This is a genomic window from Myxococcus qinghaiensis (genome assembly GCF_024198215.1).
GTDB classification, from domain to species: Bacteria; Myxococcota; Myxococcia; order Myxococcales; family Myxococcaceae; genus Myxococcus; species Myxococcus qinghaiensis.
The window spans coordinates 91,091-113,003 of the sequence record NZ_JAKCFA010000003.1; the positions used below are offsets into that span (position 1 = coordinate 91,091).

General features: G+C 70.7%; 20 protein-coding genes and 1 tRNA gene. 10 read left to right on the plus strand and 11 right to left on the minus strand.

Annotation, left to right across the window (positions count from 1 at the left end; translation table 11 throughout):
• The first annotated feature begins 24 nt into the window (after positions 1-24).
• A complete protein-coding gene (locus LZ199_RS05480; RefSeq protein ID WP_253992586.1) occupies positions 25-636 on the plus strand; it encodes a hypothetical protein in 612 nt (203 codons plus the stop codon).
• A gap of 34 nt (positions 637-670) precedes the next feature.
• On the opposite strand, the gene LZ199_RS05485 is transcribed toward LZ199_RS05480, so the two are convergent.
• Entirely contained in the window at positions 671-1,036 is a 366-nt protein-coding gene (locus LZ199_RS05485) for a winged helix-turn-helix transcriptional regulator (protein ID WP_253992587.1), read from the minus strand.
• A 91-nt stretch (positions 1,037-1,127) separates the two neighbouring features.
• Here LZ199_RS05485 and LZ199_RS05490 point away from each other — a divergent pair, with 91 nt between their 5' ends.
• Positions 1,128-1,553: a DoxX family protein gene (locus tag LZ199_RS05490; RefSeq protein WP_253992588.1), complete on the plus strand. Its 426-nt coding sequence runs from the start codon at positions 1,128-1,130 to the stop codon at positions 1,551-1,553.
• A 61-nt stretch (positions 1,554-1,614) separates the two neighbouring features.
• On the opposite strand, the gene LZ199_RS05495 is transcribed toward LZ199_RS05490, so the two are convergent.
• Positions 1,615-1,986 (minus strand): cupin domain-containing protein, encoded by a 372-nt coding sequence (locus LZ199_RS05495; RefSeq protein ID WP_253992589.1) that lies wholly within the window; start codon positions 1,984-1,986, stop codon positions 1,615-1,617.
• Positions 1,987-2,187: 201 nt separating this feature from the next.
• Positions 2,188-2,394 carry a cold-shock protein gene (locus LZ199_RS05500; protein WP_141642749.1) on the minus strand — a complete coding sequence of 69 codons (207 nt, stop codon included), beginning with the start codon at positions 2,392-2,394 and terminating at the stop codon, positions 2,188-2,190.
• 345 nt (positions 2,395-2,739) lie between these two features.
• Between LZ199_RS05500 and LZ199_RS05505 the strand changes: the two genes are divergently transcribed.
• The 4 genes from LZ199_RS05505 to LZ199_RS05520 are packed head-to-tail and all read left to right on the plus strand — an operon-like array spanning position 2,740 to position 5,818.
• Positions 2,740-3,255, plus strand: a complete 516-nt coding sequence (locus LZ199_RS05505; protein ID WP_253992590.1) for a periplasmic heavy metal sensor — start codon at positions 2,740-2,742, stop codon at positions 3,253-3,255.
• 42 nt (positions 3,256-3,297) lie between these two features.
• Entirely contained in the window at positions 3,298-3,531 is a 234-nt protein-coding gene (locus tag LZ199_RS05510) for a hypothetical protein (RefSeq protein WP_253992591.1), read from the plus strand.
• A gap of 14 nt (positions 3,532-3,545) precedes the next feature.
• Positions 3,546-4,226: a response regulator transcription factor gene (locus LZ199_RS05515; protein ID WP_253992592.1), complete on the plus strand. Its 681-nt coding sequence runs from the start codon at positions 3,546-3,548 to the stop codon at positions 4,224-4,226.
• Complete coding sequence (locus LZ199_RS05520) at positions 4,226-5,818, plus strand: sensor histidine kinase (RefSeq protein WP_253992593.1); 1,593 nt, start codon at positions 4,226-4,228, stop codon at positions 5,816-5,818. Before LZ199_RS05515 ends, LZ199_RS05520 begins: the two co-directional genes overlap by 1 nt.
• Positions 5,819-5,943: 125 nt before the next feature.
• Here the strand turns inward: LZ199_RS05520 and LZ199_RS05525 are convergent, their stop codons facing one another.
• The 5 genes from LZ199_RS05525 to LZ199_RS05545 all read right to left on the minus strand — a co-directional run bounded on the left by LZ199_RS05525 (position 5,944) and on the right by LZ199_RS05545 (position 12,207).
• Positions 5,944-6,810: a carboxypeptidase regulatory-like domain-containing protein gene (locus LZ199_RS05525; protein WP_253992594.1), complete on the minus strand. Its 867-nt coding sequence runs from the start codon at positions 6,808-6,810 to the stop codon at positions 5,944-5,946.
• Positions 6,811-6,895: 85 nt separating this feature from the next.
• A complete protein-coding gene (locus LZ199_RS05530) occupies positions 6,896-7,753 on the minus strand; it encodes an ABC transporter permease (RefSeq protein ID WP_253992595.1) in 858 nt (285 codons plus the stop codon).
• Positions 7,750-8,739 carry an ABC transporter ATP-binding protein gene (locus LZ199_RS05535; protein ID WP_253992596.1) on the minus strand — a complete coding sequence of 330 codons (990 nt, stop codon included), beginning with the start codon at positions 8,737-8,739 and terminating at the stop codon, positions 7,750-7,752. Before LZ199_RS05535 ends, LZ199_RS05530 begins: the two co-directional genes overlap by 4 nt.
• 29 nt (positions 8,740-8,768) lie before the next feature.
• On the minus strand, positions 8,769-9,653 hold the full coding sequence (gene cyoE / locus LZ199_RS05540) for a heme o synthase (RefSeq protein WP_253992597.1): 885 nt from the start codon (positions 9,651-9,653) through the stop codon (positions 8,769-8,771).
• A 307-nt stretch (positions 9,654-9,960) separates the two neighbouring features.
• A complete protein-coding gene (locus LZ199_RS05545) occupies positions 9,961-12,207 on the minus strand; it encodes a tetratricopeptide repeat protein (protein ID WP_253992598.1) in 2,247 nt (748 codons plus the stop codon).
• Between the two features lie 308 nt (positions 12,208-12,515).
• On the opposite strand from LZ199_RS05545, the gene LZ199_RS05550 reads away from it, so the two are divergent.
• The 4 genes from LZ199_RS05550 to LZ199_RS05565 all read left to right on the plus strand — a co-directional run bounded on the left by LZ199_RS05550 (position 12,516) and on the right by LZ199_RS05565 (position 18,025).
• Positions 12,516-12,591 (plus strand) — tRNA-Ala (locus tag LZ199_RS05550).
• A gap of 107 nt (positions 12,592-12,698) precedes the next feature.
• Positions 12,699-13,301 carry a DUF2760 domain-containing protein gene (locus LZ199_RS05555; protein WP_253992599.1) on the plus strand — a complete coding sequence of 201 codons (603 nt, stop codon included), beginning with the start codon at positions 12,699-12,701 and terminating at the stop codon, positions 13,299-13,301.
• Positions 13,302-13,362: 61 nt separating this feature from the next.
• Positions 13,363-15,225 carry an Hsp70 family protein gene (locus tag LZ199_RS05560; protein WP_253992600.1) on the plus strand — a complete coding sequence of 621 codons (1,863 nt, stop codon included), beginning with the start codon at positions 13,363-13,365 and terminating at the stop codon, positions 15,223-15,225.
• Between the two features lie 25 nt (positions 15,226-15,250).
• A complete protein-coding gene (locus LZ199_RS05565; protein WP_253992601.1) occupies positions 15,251-18,025 on the plus strand; it encodes an Hsp70 family protein in 2,775 nt (924 codons plus the stop codon).
• Positions 18,026-18,104: 79 nt separating this feature from the next.
• Here the strand turns inward: LZ199_RS05565 and LZ199_RS05570 are convergent, their stop codons facing one another.
• From LZ199_RS05570 to LZ199_RS05580, 3 genes are all read right to left on the minus strand, one after another.
• Positions 18,105-18,491, minus strand: coding sequence for a hypothetical protein (locus LZ199_RS05570; protein WP_253992602.1), 387 nt, complete (start codon positions 18,489-18,491; stop codon positions 18,105-18,107).
• 224 nt (positions 18,492-18,715) lie between these two features.
• Positions 18,716-20,509 carry a bifunctional metallophosphatase/5'-nucleotidase gene (locus LZ199_RS05575; protein ID WP_253992603.1) on the minus strand — a complete coding sequence of 598 codons (1,794 nt, stop codon included), beginning with the start codon at positions 20,507-20,509 and terminating at the stop codon, positions 18,716-18,718.
• Between the two features lie 46 nt (positions 20,510-20,555).
• The gene (locus tag LZ199_RS05580; RefSeq protein WP_253992604.1) at positions 20,556-21,866 is read right to left on the minus strand and encodes a myxosortase-dependent phytase-like phosphatase; all 1,311 of its coding nucleotides are present in this window, start codon (positions 21,864-21,866) and stop codon (positions 20,556-20,558) included.
• Positions 21,867-21,913 lie beyond the last annotated feature (47 nt).

Genomic DNA, 21,913 nt, shown 5'->3' on the forward strand with positions numbered 1-21,913 from the left:
TTCGTCTCCTGAAGGAGAGCCCAGATGCAGCGTTCACGTGTCTTGATGGCAGTCGCCCTGCTGGTACTCAGTGCGTGTGGTGAGGGTGTTTCCGAGTCTCCGGAGGAGCCGGGGCATGTCGAGCCGCCTGGCGGCAATCAGCCCGACCATCGTCCCAACGTGGTGGGCACCTATGAAGTCACGGGAACGATGGGCATCATCCTGAATGGACAGACGGACGTCACGTCCATCCTGGATGTCGTTCGAATCGAGGCGCCTGCCAGAAGCCCGGGTCGGGTGCAGATCCACCTCGGCGAGATGAACTGCGGCGCCGGCATCCGCGCGACGATGACGGGTGAGACCACCTTCTCCGTCAACGAAGGCACCTGCCCGATTCCCTCTGAAACCGGCTGCACCTCCAGGGCCCTCTTCACTGGGGGGAGCGGCTCCCATCCCCTGAACGGCTCCCTCCAGCTCGGGCTCCGGGGACAGCTCGAGGTGCGGTGTGGCACCCAGTCCGCCAGCGCGCCCCTCTCCATCGATGTCGCCGGTTCGCGCACGGGCCAGGCACTCCCAGACACCCGGGCCCAGGTCCTCATCCTGGGTGCGGACCTGGCCACCACCCTGCGCCACCTCGCGGACGACGTACGCCCCTGATTCATTGACGTGTCGCGACGCACCGTGAACACACTCACTTCGGAGCGCTGGCGCGTTGGAAGGCCTCGCGGGCTCGCTGGATTTCCGGTCGGTGGCGCTGCGCCCAGATGGCCAGCTCCGTCACCGGGTCCAGCAGCGTTCGTCCCAGCTTCGTCAGCGCGTAGTCCACTCGCGGAGGCGTCGTCGGAAAGACGGTCCTCGACACGAGCCCATCGGATTCGAGCCCCCGCAGCGTGAGCGTCAGCATGCGCTGGGAGATGCCTTCAATGGCGCGCTTGAGCTCGCTGAAGCGCACCGCGCCGTCACCCAGGTTGACGATGACCATGACGCTCCACTTGTCCCCGATGAGGCTCAGGATTTCACGCGTCGCGACGCAGTCGTCGACGAAGCGCTTGGTCATCTTTCCGTTCCCTAGTGACTTCAATGTGCCTCCTTGTCCGGCATCCGCGGGCATGGAAGATAGGCGAGGTCACTGAAGCTGGAGGTACGTCATGACGACCGCGGTCAGCGGCAACGCGAGCCCATCCAGAGCCCTTCCCGTCAGCCTGTGGGTCACCCAGGCCCTCCTGGGTCTCGTCTTCGCCGGCACGGGCCTCTGGAAGCTCCTGACGCCCATCCCCCAGCTCGCCGCGATGATTCCGTGGGCAGGACAAGTCCCGGCGGCGTTCCTCTACGCGACGGCCGGGGTCGACCTGCTCGGCGGGCTGGGCGTCGTCCTGCCCTCGCTCACGCGCATCAAGCCGGGACTCACCATCCTCGCCGCGCTGGGCTGCGCCGCGCTCCAGGTCTCCGCCATCCTCTTCCACGTCTCGCGTGGCGAGTCGGCGAACACCCCTTTCAACTTCCTGCTCGTGGGGCTCTCACTCTTCGTCGCCTGGGGGCGACGCTCCAGGGCCCCCATCCCGCCTCGGAGTTGAGGAACACCCGGGCTCGCCGCCTCGACGACGAGCCCGTGCGCTTCCCACGTCACGAGCGCCCTCAGGCCTTCGCGGGCTTCTGCTCCTTCTCCGCGCCCTCGTCACGGCCATGCACCGCCGCGGGCGGACTGGTGGCCTCCACCGCGGAGAACGTCTCCAGAATCTTGTACGTGTGACTGGAGCCTCGCGGCACGAGCCACGAGTCCCCCGGGTTGAGCAGGATGACCTGCCCCTCCAGGTGCAGCTCCGCGCGACCCTTCAGCACGAAGCCCACCGTCTCGTAGTCGCGCGGGGCGGCGGGCCGGGGCTCGCCAGGTGGCTCGTCCTCCCACAGCCGCATGGACACTCGCACGCCGGAGGCCAGGTACTTCTGCCCCATGTCTCCCCGGGGTGAGTGCCGGCTCTCCACCTTCTTCACGCTGGTATCCCCCATGCCTCGGTCTCCTTCGCCCTCGGGCGTCAGGCGGCGGATGCGCCGCGCTCAGCCCTGAAGGTAAGGAAGGGGGAAAGGCTCGACGGGACCCGCGGCGGCGCTCGCTCGCTCGACGGGCCAGGGCGCATCAATGACGAAGGCCCAGCCTTCCCTGGGGGAAGACCGGGCCTCGGGCTCACTCAAGGGTGGCCAGGAATGACGCTAGCCGTTGTAAGCGCGAACGTTCTGGGCCTGCAGCCCCTTGGGGCCACGGGTCACCTCGAACTCCACCCGCTGCCCCTCCTGGAGGGTGCGGAAGCCATCCATGTTGATGGCCGTGTGGTGGCAGAACACGTCCTCACCGCCCTCTTGAGCGATGAAGCCGAAACCCTTGGCGTCGTTGAACCACTTCACAGTACCGATTGCCATGTGACCTTCTTCTTTCTGCTAGACGGCGACCCGGGACCAGCCGGACCACCAGTGCGGGGCGGACATCGCTCCGACACTGCCGCGACAATCTACCTCCCGTATTCCTTTGTCCACCCGACCCCCGCCCAGCGGGCAGGCGGTCGTCGAACAGAGGACAATCCGAGACGCTGAAAATCGCTCGGGAGATGAACAGACCACATTCGCCACTTCATCCCGCCTGTGCCCGAGGCCCTTCACGTTTCTTCATGTGGCTCCGGCGCGCCCTTCACACCCGTCTTCTACCTTCCTGTCCGTCAAACACCGGCACGCCCGCTTCGGGCCGCCTCATTTGAAGGAGCAGGACCCATGTTCGGATTCTTGTTTGGGACCGCGTGCCTCGCGGGCCTCATCTACACGGTGCGGGGCGGTCGTCGCTGGCGTCACCACGGACACAGGCGCGGCAGCCGGTTCGGCTGGCGGATGAGGCTGCGCTGGCTGTTCGAGCGGCTGGAGACGTCCCCCGGCCAGGAGAAGGTCATCATCCAGGCCACCGAGGAATTGACGGAGGCCTTCGACAAGCTGCGCGACGAGGTGGGCCCCAGCCGCTCCGCGCTGGGCACCGCGCTGCGCGGAGAGCACTTCGACGGCGCCGCGCTGCGCGAGCTGTTCGCCCGGCATGACGTGGCGGTGGAGAACGCGCGTCGCGTGCTCCAGGGCGCGCTCTCTCAGGTGCATGAGGCGCTGGATGCGCGCCAGCGTCGCGAGCTGGCGGACATCCTGGAGCACGGCTGGGGTCATGGCTGGCGCGGAGGCCCGGGCTGGCAAGGACGCCACTGCGGCGGACGTGGCGGCTGGCGCGGCGACGACCAGCGGATGGTGTGAGTCGTCTTCTCCCCTCTCCGGAAAGAAACGAGGAACGCCATCATGCGCCGTCGCCTGCTCATCGTCCTGCTCGCCCTGGGAACCTTCGGAGGTTATGCCTCCGGCTTCGCCAGCGTCGCCCGCCACCGTCGCCACTGTCAGGCGGGCGAGTGGTCTGAGCGCTGGGACTCCCGAGGCTCATGGGCCCATCCAGCCACGCCTCCCTCGGCCGCCTCCGCGCGGTCCGAGTCACCGCCTTCTTCAACGGTCCAGGCCCCCGCGCCGGGGCCGCGCTAGACTCCACTCCGTCCATGTCCACTCGAGTCCTGCTCATCGACGACGATTCCCGCCTCTATGAACTGCTCGCGCAGTACCTGGGGCAAAACGGCGTCAACGTCACCCATGCCGCCGACGGCGGGCGAGGGCTCGCCGCGCTGGAGGCCAGCGCCTACGACGCGGTGCTGCTGGACGTGATGATGCCGGGCATGGACGGCCTGGAGGTGTGCAAGCGCATCCGCGCCAAGAGCCGCATCCCCGTCGTCATGCTCACCGCGAAGGGAGACGAGACGGACCGCGTGGTGGGGCTGGAGCTGGGCGCGGACGACTACCTGCCCAAGCCCTTCAGTCCCCGGGAGCTCCTGGCCCGCCTGCGCGCGGTGCTGCGTCGCTCGCAGCCCTCGTCCGTGGCGGACCGGCTGGAGGCGGGCGGCCTGTCCATCGACGTCGCCGGGCGCGAGGTGCGCGCGGAGGGAAAGCTGGTGGACCTCACGGGCCTGGAGTTCGACCTGCTGGTGGCGCTGGTGCGCCGGGCCGGGCGGGTCATCCCCCGCGACGCGCTGCTGGGTGAAGCCGGCCGCAGCGACACGGTGGTGGGCGAGCGCACGGTGGACGTGCACATCTCCCACCTGCGCCAGAAGCTGGGCGACGTGGGCGCCCGACTCATCAAGACGGTGCGCGGCGTGGGCTACGTCTTCGCCAAAGAGGGGCTCTGATGGCCGGCCGCGACGGAAAGCGAGGCCGAGGGCCCTGGAATCCGAAGGACGTGTGCGAGCCCTGGGCCGGCCCGGACTCGGACGCCGCCGAGGACATCGCCCGGTGGTTGCAGGGAGAGCGAGAAAGCGCGTGCCCGCCCGAGGGGGAGTGGACCCAGGCGGACAAGGACGAGGGCGAGGAGGCGAAGGGCCCCCGCCGAGGTCCCTTCTCGAGGGAAGCGTGGGAGGCGCATCACCGCCGCGCGCGGCACCACTGGAAGCGCCAGCAACGCGCGCACTGGCGGCACCACTACTGGGGCATGAGCCGGCTGGGGCACTTCGTGCGCTCCCGCCTGCACCGGCGGCTGTTCCTGTGGTTCGGCCTGAGCATCTTCATGACGGGCGTCGTGGTGGCCACGGTGTTCAGCCTGGTGGGCGGCAACACGTGGAAGCAGGAGATGATGCGGCTGAAGGACTTCGCGAGCCACCGCTTCGAGGAGGTGTGGAGCGAGCCGGCGCGGCGAGACGCCCTGGCGCAGTCCTTCGCGAAGGACCTGGACATCGAAGTGGAGGTGACGGACGCGAGCGGCAAGCTGCTCGTGCTGGCGGGTGGGCTGTGCAAGCACGCCGAGTTCACCCTCCCCGTCATGCGCGAAGGCACGACGCTGGGACAGGTGCGCGTCTGCAACGGGCTCGCGCGCGGCAAGACTCCGGTGAAGGTGATGCTGCCGTTGCTCGCGGCGTGCCTCATGCTGTGGATGGCGTCCGGGAAGATGGCGCGCAGGCTGGCCAAGCCCGTGGATGCGTTGGTACAGGCCACCGAGGCGCTGGGCGCGGGGCGGCTCAACGCGCGCGCGGAGGTGCTTCCTCATGCGACGGGGGAGTTCACCGTGCTGGCCGTCGCCTTCAATCACATGGCGGGGCGCATCGAGAAGCAGGTGGCGGACCAGCGCGAGCTGCTCGCGGCGGTGTCCCATGAGCTGCGCACGCCCCTGGCGCGACTGCGCGTGCTGACGGAGCTGCTGCGCGACGGCGGCGGCAATCCCAAGACGCTGGACCAGGTGGACCGCGAGGTGGTGGAGCTGGACGCGTTGGTGGGCGAGCTGCTCGCCAGCTCACGGCTGGACTTCGGTCAGCTCACGCCTCGGGTGCTGGATGGGCGCACGCTGGCGACACAGGCGTTGGAGCGCGCGGGGCTCGCGGTGGAGCTGCTCGACGTGAATGCGCCGGAGGCGGGGCTGGTGGGAGACGCGACGCTGCTGGGGCGCGCGCTGGCCAACCTGCTGGACAACGCCCGGCGGCATGGCGGCGGCGTGGAGATGCTGCGAGTGCAGGAGCAGGGAGAGCACCTCGCGTTCTGCGTCGAGGACCGGGGACCTGGACTGCAGCCGGGCGAGGAGACTCGCATCTTCCAGCCCTTCTACCGGAAGGACCGGGGCGGCGAGGCGCGCGAGGCGGGCTCCCTGGGTCTGGGGCTCGCGCTGGTGCAGCGCATCGCGCGGGCTCACGGCGGGGAGACCTTCGCGGAGAATCGCGACGGCGGAGGCGCGCGCGTGGGCTTCACGGTGAAGAAGGCCGGGCCCCCAGGCGCCATCGAGCGGACGGCGGCGTAGTCGGGACCACTTCAGGGGAGCAGACTCCCGCACGAAGGCCCGGGGCTCCTTCTTCGCGGCGGCTGCCTCGACAGCACGCGACACGGGCCTGGATTCAGGCCCGCATCGCGGAGACAGGCGTGGGCCTACTTCTTCGCGGACGTGTCCTCGGCGGAGAACACGAAGGAGACCTCGGCTGGAGCACCGTCCTTCACCGTGACTTCGGTCGTCTTCGTCCCGAGCGTCTCGTGCCACGCCTCCACGGTGTACGTGCCCGCGGGCAGCCCCTGGAGCGTGAAGGCGCCATCCGCGCCCGTCGTGGCGAAGTACGGGTTCGGGTTGCTCACCACGTACGCCGTCATCCACGGGTGCACGTCGCACTTGAGCTTCAGCACGTCATCCGCCGGAGGCACGGGCTTCTGCACCGGAGCCCCCGAGGGCGGCTGCGCGACGTTGAAGGCCGACTTCGTCCCCACCACACCGCGCACGTTGTGCAGCGTGCCGTCGCTGTTCTTGAAGACGACCGACTGCCCCGCCACCGCGCCCTGGACGCGAGGCACATACGTGCACTTCGTCTGGTCCACCGTCACGGGAGTGCTCGGCGCGGCGGGAGCCCCGGCCACGGTCCCCTTCACGCGCACCAGCACGTTCTGGAGCTTGCCGTCCTTCACCAGCACCGCCTCGTCCTTCGCACCGCGCCCTTCGCAAGCCGGGTCGGTGTTGGGCGGCAGGTCCGCCGCGGCGGGAGGCGTGCCCGTGAAAGTCACAGCCCCCTTCACCACGCCGTTGCCCGCGGGCGCGGCGACCTTTCCCTGTTCGTTCCCCTGGCCTTCGGGCGCTTGAATCGGCGTCGCCGCGTGCTCGGCGCCTGGCTCCGTCGCGCGGGCCGCGGATGGAGGCGGCGCCTGGGTGGTGGGTGGCGGAGTGGCGGGAGCCTCCTCCTTCTTGCAAGCGGGCAGGGCCAGCAGCCCCGCGGCTCCCAGCATCGACAGGCCGAGCGTGCGCAGCGTCATCGTGCAGTCTCCTCGGTGAACCGTGTACATCGTCCGCGTCCCCTCGTAGTCAAAGGACGCGAAGCTGTCCAACGGCCCGTCCGCGCTATTCGCGGCGGCTGACGCTCACCGCGGCCAATCCCAGGAACACCGTCGCGAACGCGAGCAGCACCGGCACCTCCAGCCCCGTCCCGGACAGGGGCGAGCCCACCACCACCGACGCCTCCGCGCCGTACAGCGCCCGCCGCACGCCCTCCACGGAGAAGCGCATGGGATTGACGACCATCACCCACGACAGCCACGTCCCCGCGCCCTTGAGCGGAAACATCGCCCCGGACAACACCCACATGGGCAGGAGGACGATGCTCATCACCGCGTGGTAGCCCGCGCTGGAGCGCACCCACCACGCCAGCGACATGCCCATGCCCGTCAGCGCCAGCGCCGACAGCACCATCACCGCGAAGAGCAGCGGCAGGTTGACGGTGGCCGCGCTCACGCCCGCCAGCGGCGCCAGCAGCAGGAACAGCGACGCCTGCATCAGCGCGATGGCCGACGAACCCAGCGCCTTGCCCAGCACCACCGCCAGCCGCGAGCCCGGCCCGGCGAGCACCGCCTGGAGGAAGCCCTCACGCCGGTCCTCGATGACGGTAATCGTCGCGAAGATGGCGCTGAACAAGAGCACCATGGTGACGACGCCCGGGAAGAAGAACTGCTGGTAGCCCAGCCCCTGCGCGCCCTCGACGCGGAACGAGCCCGCGAAGCCCGAGCCGATGACGAACCAGAACAGGATGGGCTGCGCCAGCGCTCCGACGACGCGGCTGGGCTGACGGAAGAAGCGCACCACGTCGCGCGCCATCAACACGCGCACCGTCGCCCACTGCAACGCGAGCGTCCCAGGCACGGACGGAGCCGGCGCGGAAGCAGTCACGGCGGGGGGATGCGCGGTGGAGAGTTCGGCGGTCATCGGCGTTTCCTCGGCGCGGGGTCCGCGGCCGGCACATCGGCGCCCAGCGCGCGCCCGGTGAGCTGGAGGAACACGTCCGCCAGCGTGGGCCGGCGCAACGAGACGGACGACAACCTGCCCGCTGGAAAGGCCTCCACCAGCCGAGGCACCAGCGCATGCCCCTGCCGCGCTTCCACCTGCACCTTCCCCTCCACCACCTTCGCGTCCACGCCCAGCTTCTCGCGCACCTCGCGCGCCAGCGCCTCGGGCTCGGACGCCTCCACGGTGAGGATGTCCCCGCCCATGCGCGAGGCCAGCGCGGCCGGCGTGTCACACGCCACCAGCTTGCCCGCGTCGAGCACCGCCAGCCTGTCGCAGACCTCCGCCTCGTCGGCCCGGTGCGTGGTCAGCAGCACGGTGATGCCCTCCGCGTCGCGCAGCCGCTTCAGGTGCGCCCAGAACGTGCGGAAGGCCGCCTCGTCCAGGCCCTGTGTGGGCTCGTCCATCAGCACCACGCGCGGCTGGTGCACCAGCGCCCGCGCCAGCTCCAGCCTGCGGCGCATGCCTCCGGACCAGGTGCCCACCCGCTCGTCCCCGCGGTCCGCCAGGCCGATGAGCGTCAGCATCGACTCCACCCGCTCGCGCGCCCGCTCTCCCGTCAGCCCGTACAGCCGGGCCCCCAGCATCAGGTTCTCCCGCGCCGTCAGCAGGTCATCCAGGCTGCCCCGCTGGAAGATGATGCCCATCTGCCTGCGCAGGGCCGGGTCGCTCAGCGACAGCTCGCGCCCGGCGAAGCGCACCTGCCCCGAGTCGGGGGCCAGGAGGCCCGCCAGAATCTGGAAGGTGGTGGACTTGCCCGCGCCGTTGGGGCCCAGGAGGCCCAGGATTTCGCCGGGACGCACGGACAGCGTCAAACCGTCCACGGCGACGCGGTCCTTGAAACGTCGGGTCAGCCCCTCGAGGTGGAGCAGCGGAACCGGAGGGGTGGAGACCGAGGTATCAGGCATGGGCGGTGTGTCCCGCCGGCACCCCCGCGCTAGCCGCGGGGTACGCGGTCCAGGCTCAGCGCCGCGAACAGTCCGGTAAGATAGATCAACGAGAAGAAGAACGCCTGCCGCGCCCAGGGCTTCCCGAGTCGCCGGAAGAACCCCCACGCTCCCAGGCCCAGGAAGCTCAGGCCCAGCGCCACCGCCGCCGCCAGGTACCAGGAGCCGGCGATGTGGAGCTGGAAGGGGAGCAGCGTCATGGGTACCAGCGCCACCAGGTAGAGGACAATCTGCGCGCGGCTGGACTCATCCCCGCGCTCCAGGGGCACCGACTTGAGGCCCGCCGCCGCGTACTCCTCCTTGCGGAACAGGGCGATGGCGATGAAGTGCGGCATCTGCCACAGGAAGAGGATGGCGAAGAGCGAGAAGCCGCCCGCGTCCAGCCGGTCCGTCACCGCCGTCCAGCCCATCAGCGGAGGCAGCGCCCCAGGCACCGCGCCCACCAGCATGGCCGCCGAGGTGCGCGCCTTGAGCGGCGTGTACGCCAGCACGTAGCTGAGCAGCGCCAGCAGGCCCAGGGCCGCCGTCAGCACGTTGGCCCCCAGCGCGAGCGCCGGCAGGGACACGGCCGCCAGGGAGATGCCGAACCACAGCGCCACCGCCGGCTCCATCCGCCCGGAGGGCAGCGGCCGGTTCTGCGTCCGCGCCATGAACCGGTCGCTGTGGCGCTCCCAGTAGCAGTTGAGCGCGTTGGCCGCGCCTACCGTGCCGGCCGTGGCCAGCAGCGTCACCAGGGCGCCGCCCGTGGCCAGGTGGCCGGGCGCCAGCCACATGCCGCCCGCCGTGGTGATGAGGACGAGGCTCGACAGCCTCGGCTTCATCAGGGAGATCAGGTCGGACGCGGTCGTGGACATGGACTCGGCACGCGCGCTCAAGCGGACTCCAGGGGAGAGCGTGACAGGGGCACTGCCGACGCGTTGACGGCCCTCCCATACAGGCACCACCGGGGGGTGGGCAAGGACACGTCACCGCGACGCCGCGCCGGCGAACGGCCGGCCGCCCGGCATCCTTCGCTGGAGCGGGCTCGCGTCTTCGTGTCCTGACAGTCGTGGGAAGGCAAACACCTGGGGCATAGCCTCGGGCACGAGTCCCTTCAACCCAGGCCCGCGGGCACGATGCGCGCCGTGCTGCCCGCGCGCATCAGCCCCGCTTGTCCGACCCCGATGACGGGGTCGGAAGCGCTCACCCTCCGGAGAGGGAGCGAGCGGCGTTGGCGTGCTCTCCGCTCGGCTCGCGCTTGAGGTACTCCTGCGCCAGCATCTTCGCCTTCGGACCCTGCTTGGCGTCCTTCGAGAGCAGCGTGGCGTAGTAGTAGTACGCCGGGGTGAAGGCCTCGTCGGCGTTGAGGGCGCGCTGGTACGTCTCGTCCGCCTTCGCCGCGTCGCCCTTGCCCTGGAAGACGCGCGCCAGCTCGGTGAGCGCCACGGCGGACCGCTCGGGCTGACCGACGAACTCCTGGCTCGCCTTCTCCAGTTGCTCCTGCGCCTTCGTCCAATCGGAGCGCTCCCGGTAGATGGTGCCCATGGCCAGCCGGGCCTCCGGGTTCTTCGCCTTCGGGTCCTTCACGGCGCGCTGGTACTGCGTCAGGGCGTCATCCAGCTTGCCCTGGCGGCGCAGGGCGTTGCCCAGCATGACCACCAGCTTGGGGCTGTCGCCCATCGTCTTGAGGGCCGTCTGGAGCGCCTCGGCGGCTTCCTTCTCGCCGCCCTGCTTGCCCATGAGGGCCTTGGCCAGCTCGACGTGGAACTGGGCGCGCGAGGCGTCCACGCGGATGGCCTTGCGAATCTCCTCGGCGGCCTGCTCGAAGTTGCCCTCGGCCAGGAGCCTGCGGCCCTTGATGAGGTGCAGCTCCGGGTTCTGCTTGTCGAGCGAGAAGCCCGTCTCCTCGCTCTTGAGCATCTCCGCGCGCGCCTTGTCCTTCTCCAGCGGCACCGCGGTGGCCTCCACCAGCTTCTGCTGCACGTCCGGCTTCAGCTCCTGCAGCTCGGCGGACACGCGGCTGACCAGGAGCGAGCGCGCCAGGTGCGCGGCGGCCAGCTGACGGGGCGACGGCGGCGGCTCCGACTCCAGGAGCTTCTTGAGCATGGTGTGCACCAGGCCGAAGTTGGGCTCGTCCTGCTCCAGCATCAGCAGGGAGCGGCCCAGCAGCGACTCCGGGTGGTCCTTCTCGTAGCGCAGCGCCAGGTCGTAGTTCTTCCAGGCGGTGTTGTCCTGGCCCAGCCGGCGGTAGGCGGCGCCCAGGCCGGAGTAGACGCGCGGGTCGTCCGGCGCCAGCGTCTGCGCGCGCTCCAGGGTGTCCCGCGCGCGGTCCAGGTCGCCCGCGTTCATCTGGATGAGGCCCAGCGTCAGGTAGAGCAGCGAGCTGGAGCGGCCCTGGGAGTCCAGCGCCCGCACCTTCTCCTCCAGCTTGCCCAGCGCGTCCTTGCCCTTGCCACCGTACGTCTGGACGAGCGCCTCGGCCGCGATGAGGTGCGAGCTGACGTCGCCCGCCTTCATGCCCGCGGCCAGGTGCTCCTCGGCGCGACGGCGCGCGTCGTCACCACCGCCGTGCTCACCCCAGCGGATGGCGTAGGCGTACGCCAGGTAACCATGGGCCAGGCCGGAGTCGGAGTTCACCTCCAGCGCCTTGTCGGCCGCCTCGCACGCCTTCTTGTAGCTGTCGAAGGAGTCGCGCTTGAGCAGCTCGGCGGCGACCTCCAGGTTCTTCTTCAGCTCACGGGCGACGTTGCGCGTGTGCCGGGTGTACATCACGTAACCGGGGATGAAGAGCGCCAGCGCCGCCACCAGCGCCACCGTCACCCACTTGCCGCGGCCTCCACCCTGCCGGTGCGCCTGACGTCCACGAGGAGACTCGTCGTCCTCGTCGTCCTCCACCTCTTCCACCACCACCTGCTGCTGCGGGCGGCGGGGCTGGGGCGCGGGCGCGCGGGGCGCCTCCGTGCGAGCCTGGGCGGATGGGCCCGAGGGTGCGCGTGGAGTCGACGCGGGCTTCGGCGTGGGCGCCGCGGGAGCCTGGGCCTCCGTGGCCGCGACACTCGCCAGGGCGGACGCGGACTGCTGGGTGGCGGACGGAGCCAGCACCGGAGGCGCCGCGACGGGCGCGGGCGCGGCGGGCCGCGGCGGGTCAATCTTGTGCTGCTGGAGCAGCGTGACGGTGTCCGGGTCTCCCGGATCCACGCTGTACGCCTTGAGGAGGTTCGCCTTGCCGGGCTCGGCTTCGCCCGTCTTGAGCTGGAGGGCACCCGCCAGCCGAAGCGCGGCCTTGTCCTCGGGCTGGACCTGGAGCGCGCCGAGCGCCTCTTCCAGGGCCTTCTTGTCCTTGCCCTGGTCGGCATAGACACGGGCCAGAAGGATGCGCGGGTCCGCGGCGTTGGGATGCGCCTTCACGCCCTTCTTGCAGACGACCATCGCCTCCATGAAGCGACCCATGCTCAGGTACGCTTCAGCCAAGGGCTTATAGGCGGCGGACGAAGGATCTGAAGCGAACGCGTGTTCGAGCTTCGCGAGCTCGGCCGGGCTCAACGTCTTTGAAGGGGAGGTAGACATTACCGGGGGGAGGGACACCGGGCGGGAAGGGTACGCCTGAGAAGAAGGGTTTTTATGGCATCCGCTGCGCGGCACGTCAATCGCACGGATGAGTTGCGAAGGCTTGCGCTTGACAGCAAGAAAGGGGTCCGGTACTAGCCCGTTCACCTCGGCGGCCCAAACGCCGGGGCGCAGCGCGCAGGGCCCGTAATGGGGGTGTAGCTCAGTTGGGAGAGCGTCGCGTTCGCAATGCGAAGGTCGTCGGTTCGATCCCGTCCACCTCCACCATGTTGAAAACGAAGGGCCTCACGGGAAACCGTGAGGCCCTTTGCATTTGGGGGCATTTCGGGCAACTGCCGAATTGCAAAGCAGGCGGGCTTTGTTATCCGGAGTCGATGACTGACCCGTCTGCCTCGCTGTCGTTCTTCGCGCGCTTCTGGCTCGCCTGGCTCTGCTTCTGGCGCTGCCTCGTGTCCGGTGACTTCGCTCGAGCCGTGCTGCCCGCCAGCCGGGCCTACGACGCCGGGCAGCTGAACCTCCTCCCCTCTGGCACCCCGGCGCCCACTCCCACGGTGGAGAAGGCCCCCCCGCCGCCCCCTGCCCTGCCGCCCGAGCGGGAGCACGCCAGCGCCCTGGCCCTGCTGGCCATGCTCCAAAGGGAAGGTCGGCTGGTGGACTTCCTCCAGGAGAACGTGGCCGCCTTCTCGGACGCCGAGGTGGGCGCCGCCTGCCGCACCGTCCATGAGGGGTGCCGCAAGGTGGTGGGCCAGTACTTCACCCTCAAGCCGGTGCTCCCCCAGTCGGAGGGGGAGCAAGTCACGGTGCCCGTGTCCTTCGATGCCCAGCGCATCCGCCTCATTGGCAACGTGACGGGACAGCCTCCCCACACCGGCACGCTGCGCCACCACGGGTGGGTGACGTCGGAAGTGAAGTTTCCGGTCGTGAGCCCCGCCATGGACCCGCGAGTGCTCGCTCCAGCGGAAGTCGAGCTCGCCTGAGCGTCGCTCGGCGGACACGCAGACCGGACAAAAGGGAGCCTTCAAGGAGTTCAAGCCCGATATGGCCCGCTATTCCATCGGCATCGACCTTGGCACCACGCACTCCGCGGTGTCGTACTTCAACCTCGAGGACAGCAAGGCCCGGGGACGCGCGCAGTCGATGTTGCCGATTCCCCAGCTGACGGCGCCCGGCACGCTGGAAGCGCGCCCGCTGTTGCCCTCCTTCCTCTATCTGCCCTCCGCCCAGGAGTTTCCCCAGGGCAGCCTCGCGCTGCCGTGGAACAAGGACGCCACCTCCATCATCGGTGAGTTCGCCCGCTCCCACGGGGCCAAGGTCCCCACCCGGCTGGTGTCGTCGCCCAAGAGCTGGCTGTCCCACCCCGGCGTGGACCGGCGCTCGGCGCTCCTGCCTTGGCAGGCCCCGGCGGACGTGCAGCGCGTGTCCCCGCTGGACGCGTCCGCGCGCTTCCTGCGCCACCTCAAGGAGGCGTGGGACTCGACGTTCGCCCAGGGGGACGACGAGTCGGGCAACGCGCTGGCCACCCAGGACGTCATCGTCACCGTCCCCGCGTCCTTCGATGCGGCGGCGCGCGAGCTGACACTCGAGGCCGCGAAGGCGGCGGGAATCGAACACCTCACCCTGCTCGAGGAGCCGCAGGCCGCGCTGTACGCGTGGCTGGAGGCGATGGGGGAGAACTTCCGGCAGCAGGTGAAGCCGGGCGAGGTCATCCTCGTCGTCGACGTGGGCGGCGGCACGTCCGACTTCTCCGTCATCACCGTGCGCGACAGCGGCGGCGAGGTGGAGCTGCTGCGCGTGGCGGTGGGCGACCACATCCTGCTGGGCGGCGACAACATGGACCTGGCGCTGGCGCACACGCTCAACCAGCGCTTGGCCGCCGACGGCAAGAAGCTGGACCCGTGGCAGTTCAACGCCCTCACCTACGGCTGCCGGCAGGCGAAGGAGACGCTGTACGGCGACACCTCGCTGGACCAGGTCCCCATCTCCATCCCCGGCCGGGGCTCGTCCCTCATCGGTGGCACGCTGCGCACGGAGCTGACGCGCGAGGAGCTGGACCGCGTCCTCACCGACGGCTTCTTCCCCGTGACGCCCCTGGCGGAGCTGCCCCGCACCGCGCGGCGCATGGGCCTGGCGCAGATGGCGCTGCCCTACGCGCAGGACGCGGGCGTCTCCCGACACCTGGCGGCCTTCCTCACGCGGCAGGCCCAGGCGCTGGCGGCGAGCCACGACGCGCCGGTGGACGTGGAGGGCAAGTCCTTCCTCCACCCGACGGCGGTGCTCTTCAACGGGGGCGTCTTCAAGGCGGGCCCGCTCAAGGCGCGCGTCATGGAGGTGCTCAACCTGTGGCTGAAGGCGGACGGGGGCCAGCCGGCGAAGGAGCTGGAGGGCGCGGACCTGGACCTCGCGGTGGCGCGCGGCGCGGCGTATTACGGCTGGGTGCGCCAGGGCAACGGCCTGCGCATCCGCGGCGGCACGGCCCGCGCGTACTACGTGGGCGTGGAGTCGGCGATGCCCGCGGTGCCCGGCTTCGAGCCTCCAGTGAAGGCGCTGTGCGTGGCGCCCTTCGGCATGGAGGAAGGCACGCAGGCGGATGTGCCGCCGCAGGAGTTCGGCCTCGTCACCGGCGAGCCCACCAGCTTCCGCTTCTTCTCCTCCTCCGTGCGGCGCGACGACAAGGTCGGCGTCATGGTGGATGACGTGGCGGACGAGCTGGCCAAGGGGGAGATGGAGGAGCTGGCCCCCATCGAGACCACCATGCCCGGACAGGCCGCGGCCTTTGGCGACCTGACGCCCGTCAACCTGCAGGCCGCGGTGACGGAGGTGGGGACGCTGGAGCTGCGGTGCCTGGAGAAAGGTGGCTCCGGACGTTGGAAGCTGGAGCTCAACGTCCGCATGAAGGAGTAGAACGCCGGCCGGCAAACGGAGGTGTATGCGAATCGTCGGCATCGACCTGGGCACCACCCACTGCGCGGTGGCGTCCGTGGACCCCGCCCGGGGCGCGAGCGCGCCCGTGGAGGACTTCCCCGTTCCCCAGCTCGTGCGTCAGGGGGAGGTGGCGCCGCGCGCGCTGCTTCCCTCCACCGTGTACGTGCCGGGACACGAGCTGAGCACCGAGTCCCTCCGGCTTCCCTGGGGTGACGACGGCGGGCCGTGGGTGGTGGGTGAGCTGGCCCGCTGGCAGGGCGCCCGCGTGCCGGGGCGACTGGTGGCCAGCGCCAAGAGCTGGCTGTGTCACCCGGGCGTGGACCGCTCCGCGCCCATCCTCCCCTGGGGCGCTCCGGCAGACGTCCAGAAGCTGTCCCCCGTCGACGCCAGCGCCCTGCTGCTGACGCACCTGGCGCGCGCGTGGGACTACACGCATCCGGAGGCGCCCCTGGCGAAGCAGGAGGTGGTCATCACCGTCCCCGCCTCCTTCGACGAGGCGGCGCGCGCCCTCACGGTGAGCGCCGCGCGCAAGGCGGGGCTCGAGAAATTCACCCTGCTCGAGGAGCCCCAGGCCGCCTTCTACGACTACACCGCGCGCCACCGCGCGGACCTGGAGCAGACGCTCTCCCACGTCCGGCTGGTGCTCGTCGTCGACGTGGGCGGAGGCACCACCGACTTCACGCTGGTGCACGCGGGCGTGTCGCCGGAGGGGCCCATGCTGCGGCGCCTGGCGGTGGGCGACCACCTGATGCTGGGTGGCGACAACATGGACGCCGCGCTGGCCCGGCGTGTCGAGGAGAAGCTCCTGGCGGACGGACGCCGCCTGTCCGCGACGCAGTGGACGCAGGCGATTCAGGCCGCGCGCACCGCGAAGGAAGCGCTGCTGGGCAAGGAGCCTCCGGAGAAGTACGGCGTGTCGCTCGCGGGCGAGGGCAGCCGCCTCTTGGGCGGCACCCTGTCTTCCGAGCTGACGCGGGAGGAGGCCCACGCGCTGGTGCTGGACGGCTTCTTCCCGCGCACCCCGCCCACCGAGCGGCCCCGTCGCGCCGCGCGCATGGCGCTCCAGGAGCTGGGCCTGCCGTACGTGCAGGACGCGGCGGTGACGCGTCACCTGGCCGCCTTCCTCGCGCAGCACGCGGCGGCGGGCTTCGCGGCCCTGGGCGAGGCCCCTTCTTCGGAGGGTGCCCTCCCCCGCCCCGACGCCATCCTCCTCAACGGCGGCGTGTTCAACTCGCCCTGGATTTCGGAGCGGCTGGTGGAGGCCGTGTCCGCGTGGTGGCCGGACGCGCCGAAAATCTCCCTCCTGCGCCACGTGTCGCTGGAGCTGGCCGTGGCGCGGGGCGCGGCGTACTACGGGCTGGTGCGGCGCGGGCACGGCCTGCGCATCGGCGGTGGCGCGGCGCGCGCGTACTACGTGGGCCTGCAGCGCGCGGCGGACAGCGCGGAGCAGCCCGCCCTCTGCCTCATCCCCCGAGGCTTCGAGGAGGGCCAGAAGGTCGACCTGGGTGAGCGCCCCTTCACCCTCACGCTCGGCCGGCCCGTGCAGTTCCAGCTCTACTCGACGACGAGCGACCGCATCGACAAGCCCGGAGATTTGGTGCCCCTGGCCGAGGACTTGAAGCCCCTGCCGCCCATCCACACGCTGCTCAAGGGCGCGTCGGGGAAGGTGGCGGAAGTCCCGGTGCACCTCCAGGCGGCGCTGACGGAGATTGGCACGCTGGAGCTGTACTGCGTCTCCGACGTCGCGGACGAGCGGTGGCGCCTGGAGTTCGAGCTGCGCGGCACGGGCGGCTCCCACGAGCTGACCGTCACCGAGTCCATGCCCGCGCGCTTCGCCGAGGCGAAGGACAACATCGAGCGCGTCTACGGCAACAAGCCGCTGCCCCTGGGCCCCAAGGACGTGAAGCAGCTCTCCCGGACGCTGGAGAAGGCGCTGGGGCCTCGCGACACGTGGCGCGTGCCGGTGCTGCGAGAGATGTGGAGCACGCTGTACGCGGGCGCCAGCAAGCGCCGCCGCAGCGAGGACCACGAGCGCGTCTTCTACAGCCTCGCGGGCTTCACCCTGCGCCCGGGCTTCGGCTACCCGCTGGACGGCTGGCGCGCGGAGCAGACCTTCAGCCTCTTCGACGCGCTGGTGCAGCATCACTCCGACAAGGCGGTGTGGACGGAGTTCTGGGTGATGTGGCGCCGCATCGCCGGCGGACTCACCGAGGCCCAGCAGCAGAAGCTCTACGCCTACCTGCAGCCGCACCTCGCGAGGAAGGTGCCTCCCGGCACGCCGCCTCCTGGGAAGCTCAAGGGAATCCAACCGGAAGGCTTGGAGGAGATGGTGCGCACCGCGGCCTCACTGGAGCACCTGCCGCCCTCCGAGAAGGCGGAGGTGGGCCGGTGGATCGCCGAGCGGCTGAAGGCGGAGGCGAAGTCCGGCGGCCCCTGGGCCTGGGCCCTGGGACGGCTGGGCGCGCGCGTGCCGCTCTACGGCAGCGGCCACAAAGTCGTGGACGTGGAGACCGCGGAGGCGTGGCTCACGCTGCTCTTGGAGATGGACCTGCGGAAGATTGACGGCGCGCCCTTCGCCGCCGCGCAGCTCGCGCGGCTCACGGGCGACCGCACGCGGGATTTGGACCCGGCGCTGCGGGAGCGCGCCGCGCAGGCGCTCGTCGCGGCCCAGGCGTCGGAGACGTGGGTGCGCATGGTGCGCGAAGTCGTGGCGCTGGAAGCGGCGGACGAAGCCCGTGCGCTCGGCGACACGCTGCCGGCGGGCTTGCGACTGTCGTGACGTCCGGCTCGAAAACGTCCCTTCGGGTCGGCCCGTAGCGGGTCGACCCGGAGGAGTGACTTCGGCTCGCGAGAAGCGCTCAGCCCCGGGGGGGCGCGGCGGGCGCGGCGACTTCGGCGGCCTTCGGAGCGGCGCGCTCGACGACCTGGAGCACCGGCGTGGCCTCGGCGGGCGCGGCGGGAGCCTCACCCTTGCCAGCCTTGGGCTTCTTGGTGCCCGCGCCCGAGCGGCACGTCCGACACCAGGGCTGGTTGCGGATGGCGCCGTCCGCCATCTTTCGCAGACCGAACTGGGCCAGCGGCTTCAGGGTGCGACATTTGATGCACATCAACGAGATGAGCACCTCGTGGCCATCCGCGTCGTAGACGGCGGACTTGCGCCGCTTGCGTGGCTGGGCCTGCCCCGGCTCACGCGGCTTCGCCTTCTCCGGCGGCGGCGGCATCATCGGGGTCACTTTGTAGAGCATGTCAGTCCCTCGCTCTCGAGGGCCCTCGCACGCAGTCCCTGATGATGGGGCCACCTCGGCACGGGCACTCGCGAGCCCTAGAGTATGGACTCTTCCTCCCGTTGAAAACTGATCCCAGGCCGAAAAATCGGCCCTGGAGCGTTTCCGCTGATCTTTCCAAGGGTTGGCCGCCCCCCTCACCGCCGGAGGATCAGCTCGCGGTCGAATTTTCAGCCCAGGCTCCCTCAGCGAGACGCTGTGGGACACACCTGTGCGACACCGCTGTAGCGCACGCGTCCCAGGGTGGGAGTGGGCAGGACGCCCCCGTGGGAGCGGCCGTAGGCGATCAGCGCCTCGCGCAGGTCCATTCCCCGGAAGGGGGACAGCTCGGCGCGCTCCGGAGGCAGGGGCCGCGTCACGCCGTCCACGCCGTCACCGCCCCGGGCGAGGAAGTCCGGCACCGCGACGCGGTAGCGCTGCTCCGGCAAGAGCGGCTTGCCCCCCTCCAGCGTGACGCCCTGGAGCCGGCCGGGGCCGGGGCAGCGGGCCAGCGTCAATTCCAGGCCGGACACGGCGAACACGGCGCCGCGCTCCACGCCATGGGCCAGCTCCAGCAGGTGCCGCAGCTCCGCGCCGGTGAGCGTGAGCACGGCCACCGTGTTGTCGAAAGGGAGCGCCTGGTAGACGTGGCCGAAGGACAGCGTCCCACCTGGCAGGTCGGCCCGGATGCCCCCGGGGTTCATCACCGCCGCGTCCGCGCCGGCCGCCTCGCGCAACGCGTCCGCGATGACATTGCCCAGCGCGCCCTCCTCCGTGAAGCCGCGAGCCAGGGGCGACGCGCAGGACACGCCCGAGGCGCGGCCCTGGTCCTCGTCGACCTTCGTCAGCGTGGGCGCGAGCAGCCGCGTCACCTCCGCGTCCGGCTGCATCGGAGTGCCCAGGAAGACCGACGGAGTCAGCGTCACCTCGGCGCGCTCGCGCAGGCGGCGTCCGTCACAGTCGCCGTGGACGGCGTCCACCTGGGTGCACAGCGCAATGGCGGCCTGGATGCGCGTGAGCGACGGGACCACGCGGCGGCGCACCGGGTCGACGAAGAGCTCCACCACGCCCAGCGAGCGGGCCTGGCCCGTCGTCTCGATGATGGGCACCCCGTCGAAGAAGTGGCCCATCGTCTGGTGCGTGTGCCCCGCCACCACCGCGTCCAGCGTGCCCTGGGGCAGCGCGGCCAGCATGTCGAGAATCTCCGCGTCGCCCTTACCGCAGCTCGACGTGTCCCGGGGATTGCGCAGGTCCGAGCACTGGGCGCCCGCATGCGCCACCGCCACCACTACGTCCGCGCCGCGCTCACGCAGGGAGCGTGAGGCCTCCAGCGCCGAGGACGCCAGGGGCGCGAAGCGCAGCGAGCCGACGTTGGCCGGATTGGTGACGCTCGGGGTGGACTCGGTGGTGAGGCCCAGCACCCCGACGCGCAGGCCCTTCACCACGACGATGTGCGTGCCGTCGTTGCCCAGCCACGCGGGGGACTTGCCTGTCGCCGCGTCGCGGAGGTTGGCGGACAGGAACGGGAAGCGCGCCTGCTTCACGCGCGCCTTGAGGGCACCGAGCGGGTCCTCGCCGGAGCCCGAGGCCATGGGCGCGGGCCCCACGGGTCCGTAGTCGAACTCGTGGTTGCCGATGGCCGCCGCCGTGAAGCCCAGGTGGTTGTACACGTCGACGACGATGGCGCCCTCGGTGAGGTTGGACGCCAGCGTGCCCTGGAAGAGGTCGCCGCCATCCAGCAGCAACACGCCTCCGGGGTTGTCCTCGCGAAGCCGCGCGACATACGCGGCGAGCATGGCGGCGCCGCCCTCCTCCACCACGCGTCCATCCGCGAGCCGCGTGCGGTGCGGCTCCACCTGCCCGTGGAAGTCGTTGAGCCCCACCAGCGTGATTCGCACCGGTGAGGCGGGGGGCGTGGCGACAGGCGCGGAAGGCTGGGTACCGGCGCAGGCGGCGGCACAAGTCAGGAGCGCGAGGAGGAAGGGGCGCGGGGAACGCATGAGCGCTCGCACTTCATCGCGCCCCGCGCTCCATGGCAACCGCGCTTCAGCGCTCGCGGCGTCGGCGCACCGACAACCCCAGGGCCAGCAGGCCGAGGAGCACACTACCGGGCACGGAGGCAGAGGCACATCCACAGCCCGAGGTGCCGGAGTCCGTGGGGAGACCACCACCACCCGGCTCGGGCCGTCCACCGCCACCACCGCCCCCCCCTCCTCCATCGGAGCCACCATCGGTTCCCGCGTCCGTGCCACCGTCATCCGTCACAGGTCGGGTGTCGACGCGCAGCGGCGGAGTGAAGGCCGCGGCCACCGCGTCCCAGCGCGAGAGCTTCAGGTTGTCCGTGCCACCATTGTCGGAGTCCTGCGCGACGAAGAGGCCATCGGGGAACTCGGGACCCACGGGCAGCGCCGACACCGCCAGCGCGCGCGGCGACTCCACCGCGTCCACGCCCGCGTCTCCCGCCACCACGCGGAACGAACCCAGGAAGGCATACGTGCGACGGTCCAACACGGCGAACGTGCCCGAGCCCGTGTCCGCCGCCAGCAGGTAACCCTGCGCGTTCGCCCCGCGGTACAGCGCCAGGCGGTTGACGGTGCCGGACAGGTTGCGGTCCGTGCCCGTCAGCGAGGCCACCGACACGCGGGTGGTGCCGCCGTTGGGCTCGGCGTTGTAGCGCCAGATGGCCACACCGGACTGCACGACGTACACGAAGCCCAGCTCCTCGTCGGCGGCCAGGCCGGTGATGGGGCCTCCCACGTCGATGGCCGGACGCACCAGGGTGGAGGACAGCCCGCCATCCTCGCCGGACAGCTCGAACTGCTGGAGGGAGCCGTCAGCGGTCCCCGCGAACACGAAGAAGCGGCCGGTACTGGGGCTGCGATAGAGCGCCACGGTGTTGAAGACCGTGCTGTTGGCCACGAACGCTCCCGCGCCAATCCGCTGCACCCGATTCGTCGTCTGGAAACCATCCACGACGTAGGCCGACAAACCGACGACGGTATTGGCCGTCACCGCCAGGGAGCGCGTCGCCTGCCCCAGCCGGAAGCCATCGCGCACCGCGACGCTCACCGTGGGGCCGTCCTGCTCCTGCTCCAGTTGTTGACCATCCAACCCGAACGTGGAGAGGCCGGAGTTTTGATTGTCATAGGCCGTGAGCAGCAGCCCGAGGCCCGCGTCCGCTCCCCCACCGTCGGGCGTCCCTACCCAGATGGCTACGTCCTGGATGAGGCCACCGGTCGCCGGAGGCCCGGGCGTCGTCTCCCGCAGCGCGGGCACCTGCAAGGGCTGGGTGGGTTGGGCCGAGGCAACGGAGCCCGCGACGACAGCCGCCAGGGCGAAGAAGAGAGGGTGACGCATGACCAGGTCGCTCCAGGCAAGGTGGGTCCTGCGTAACTTCGCACGAG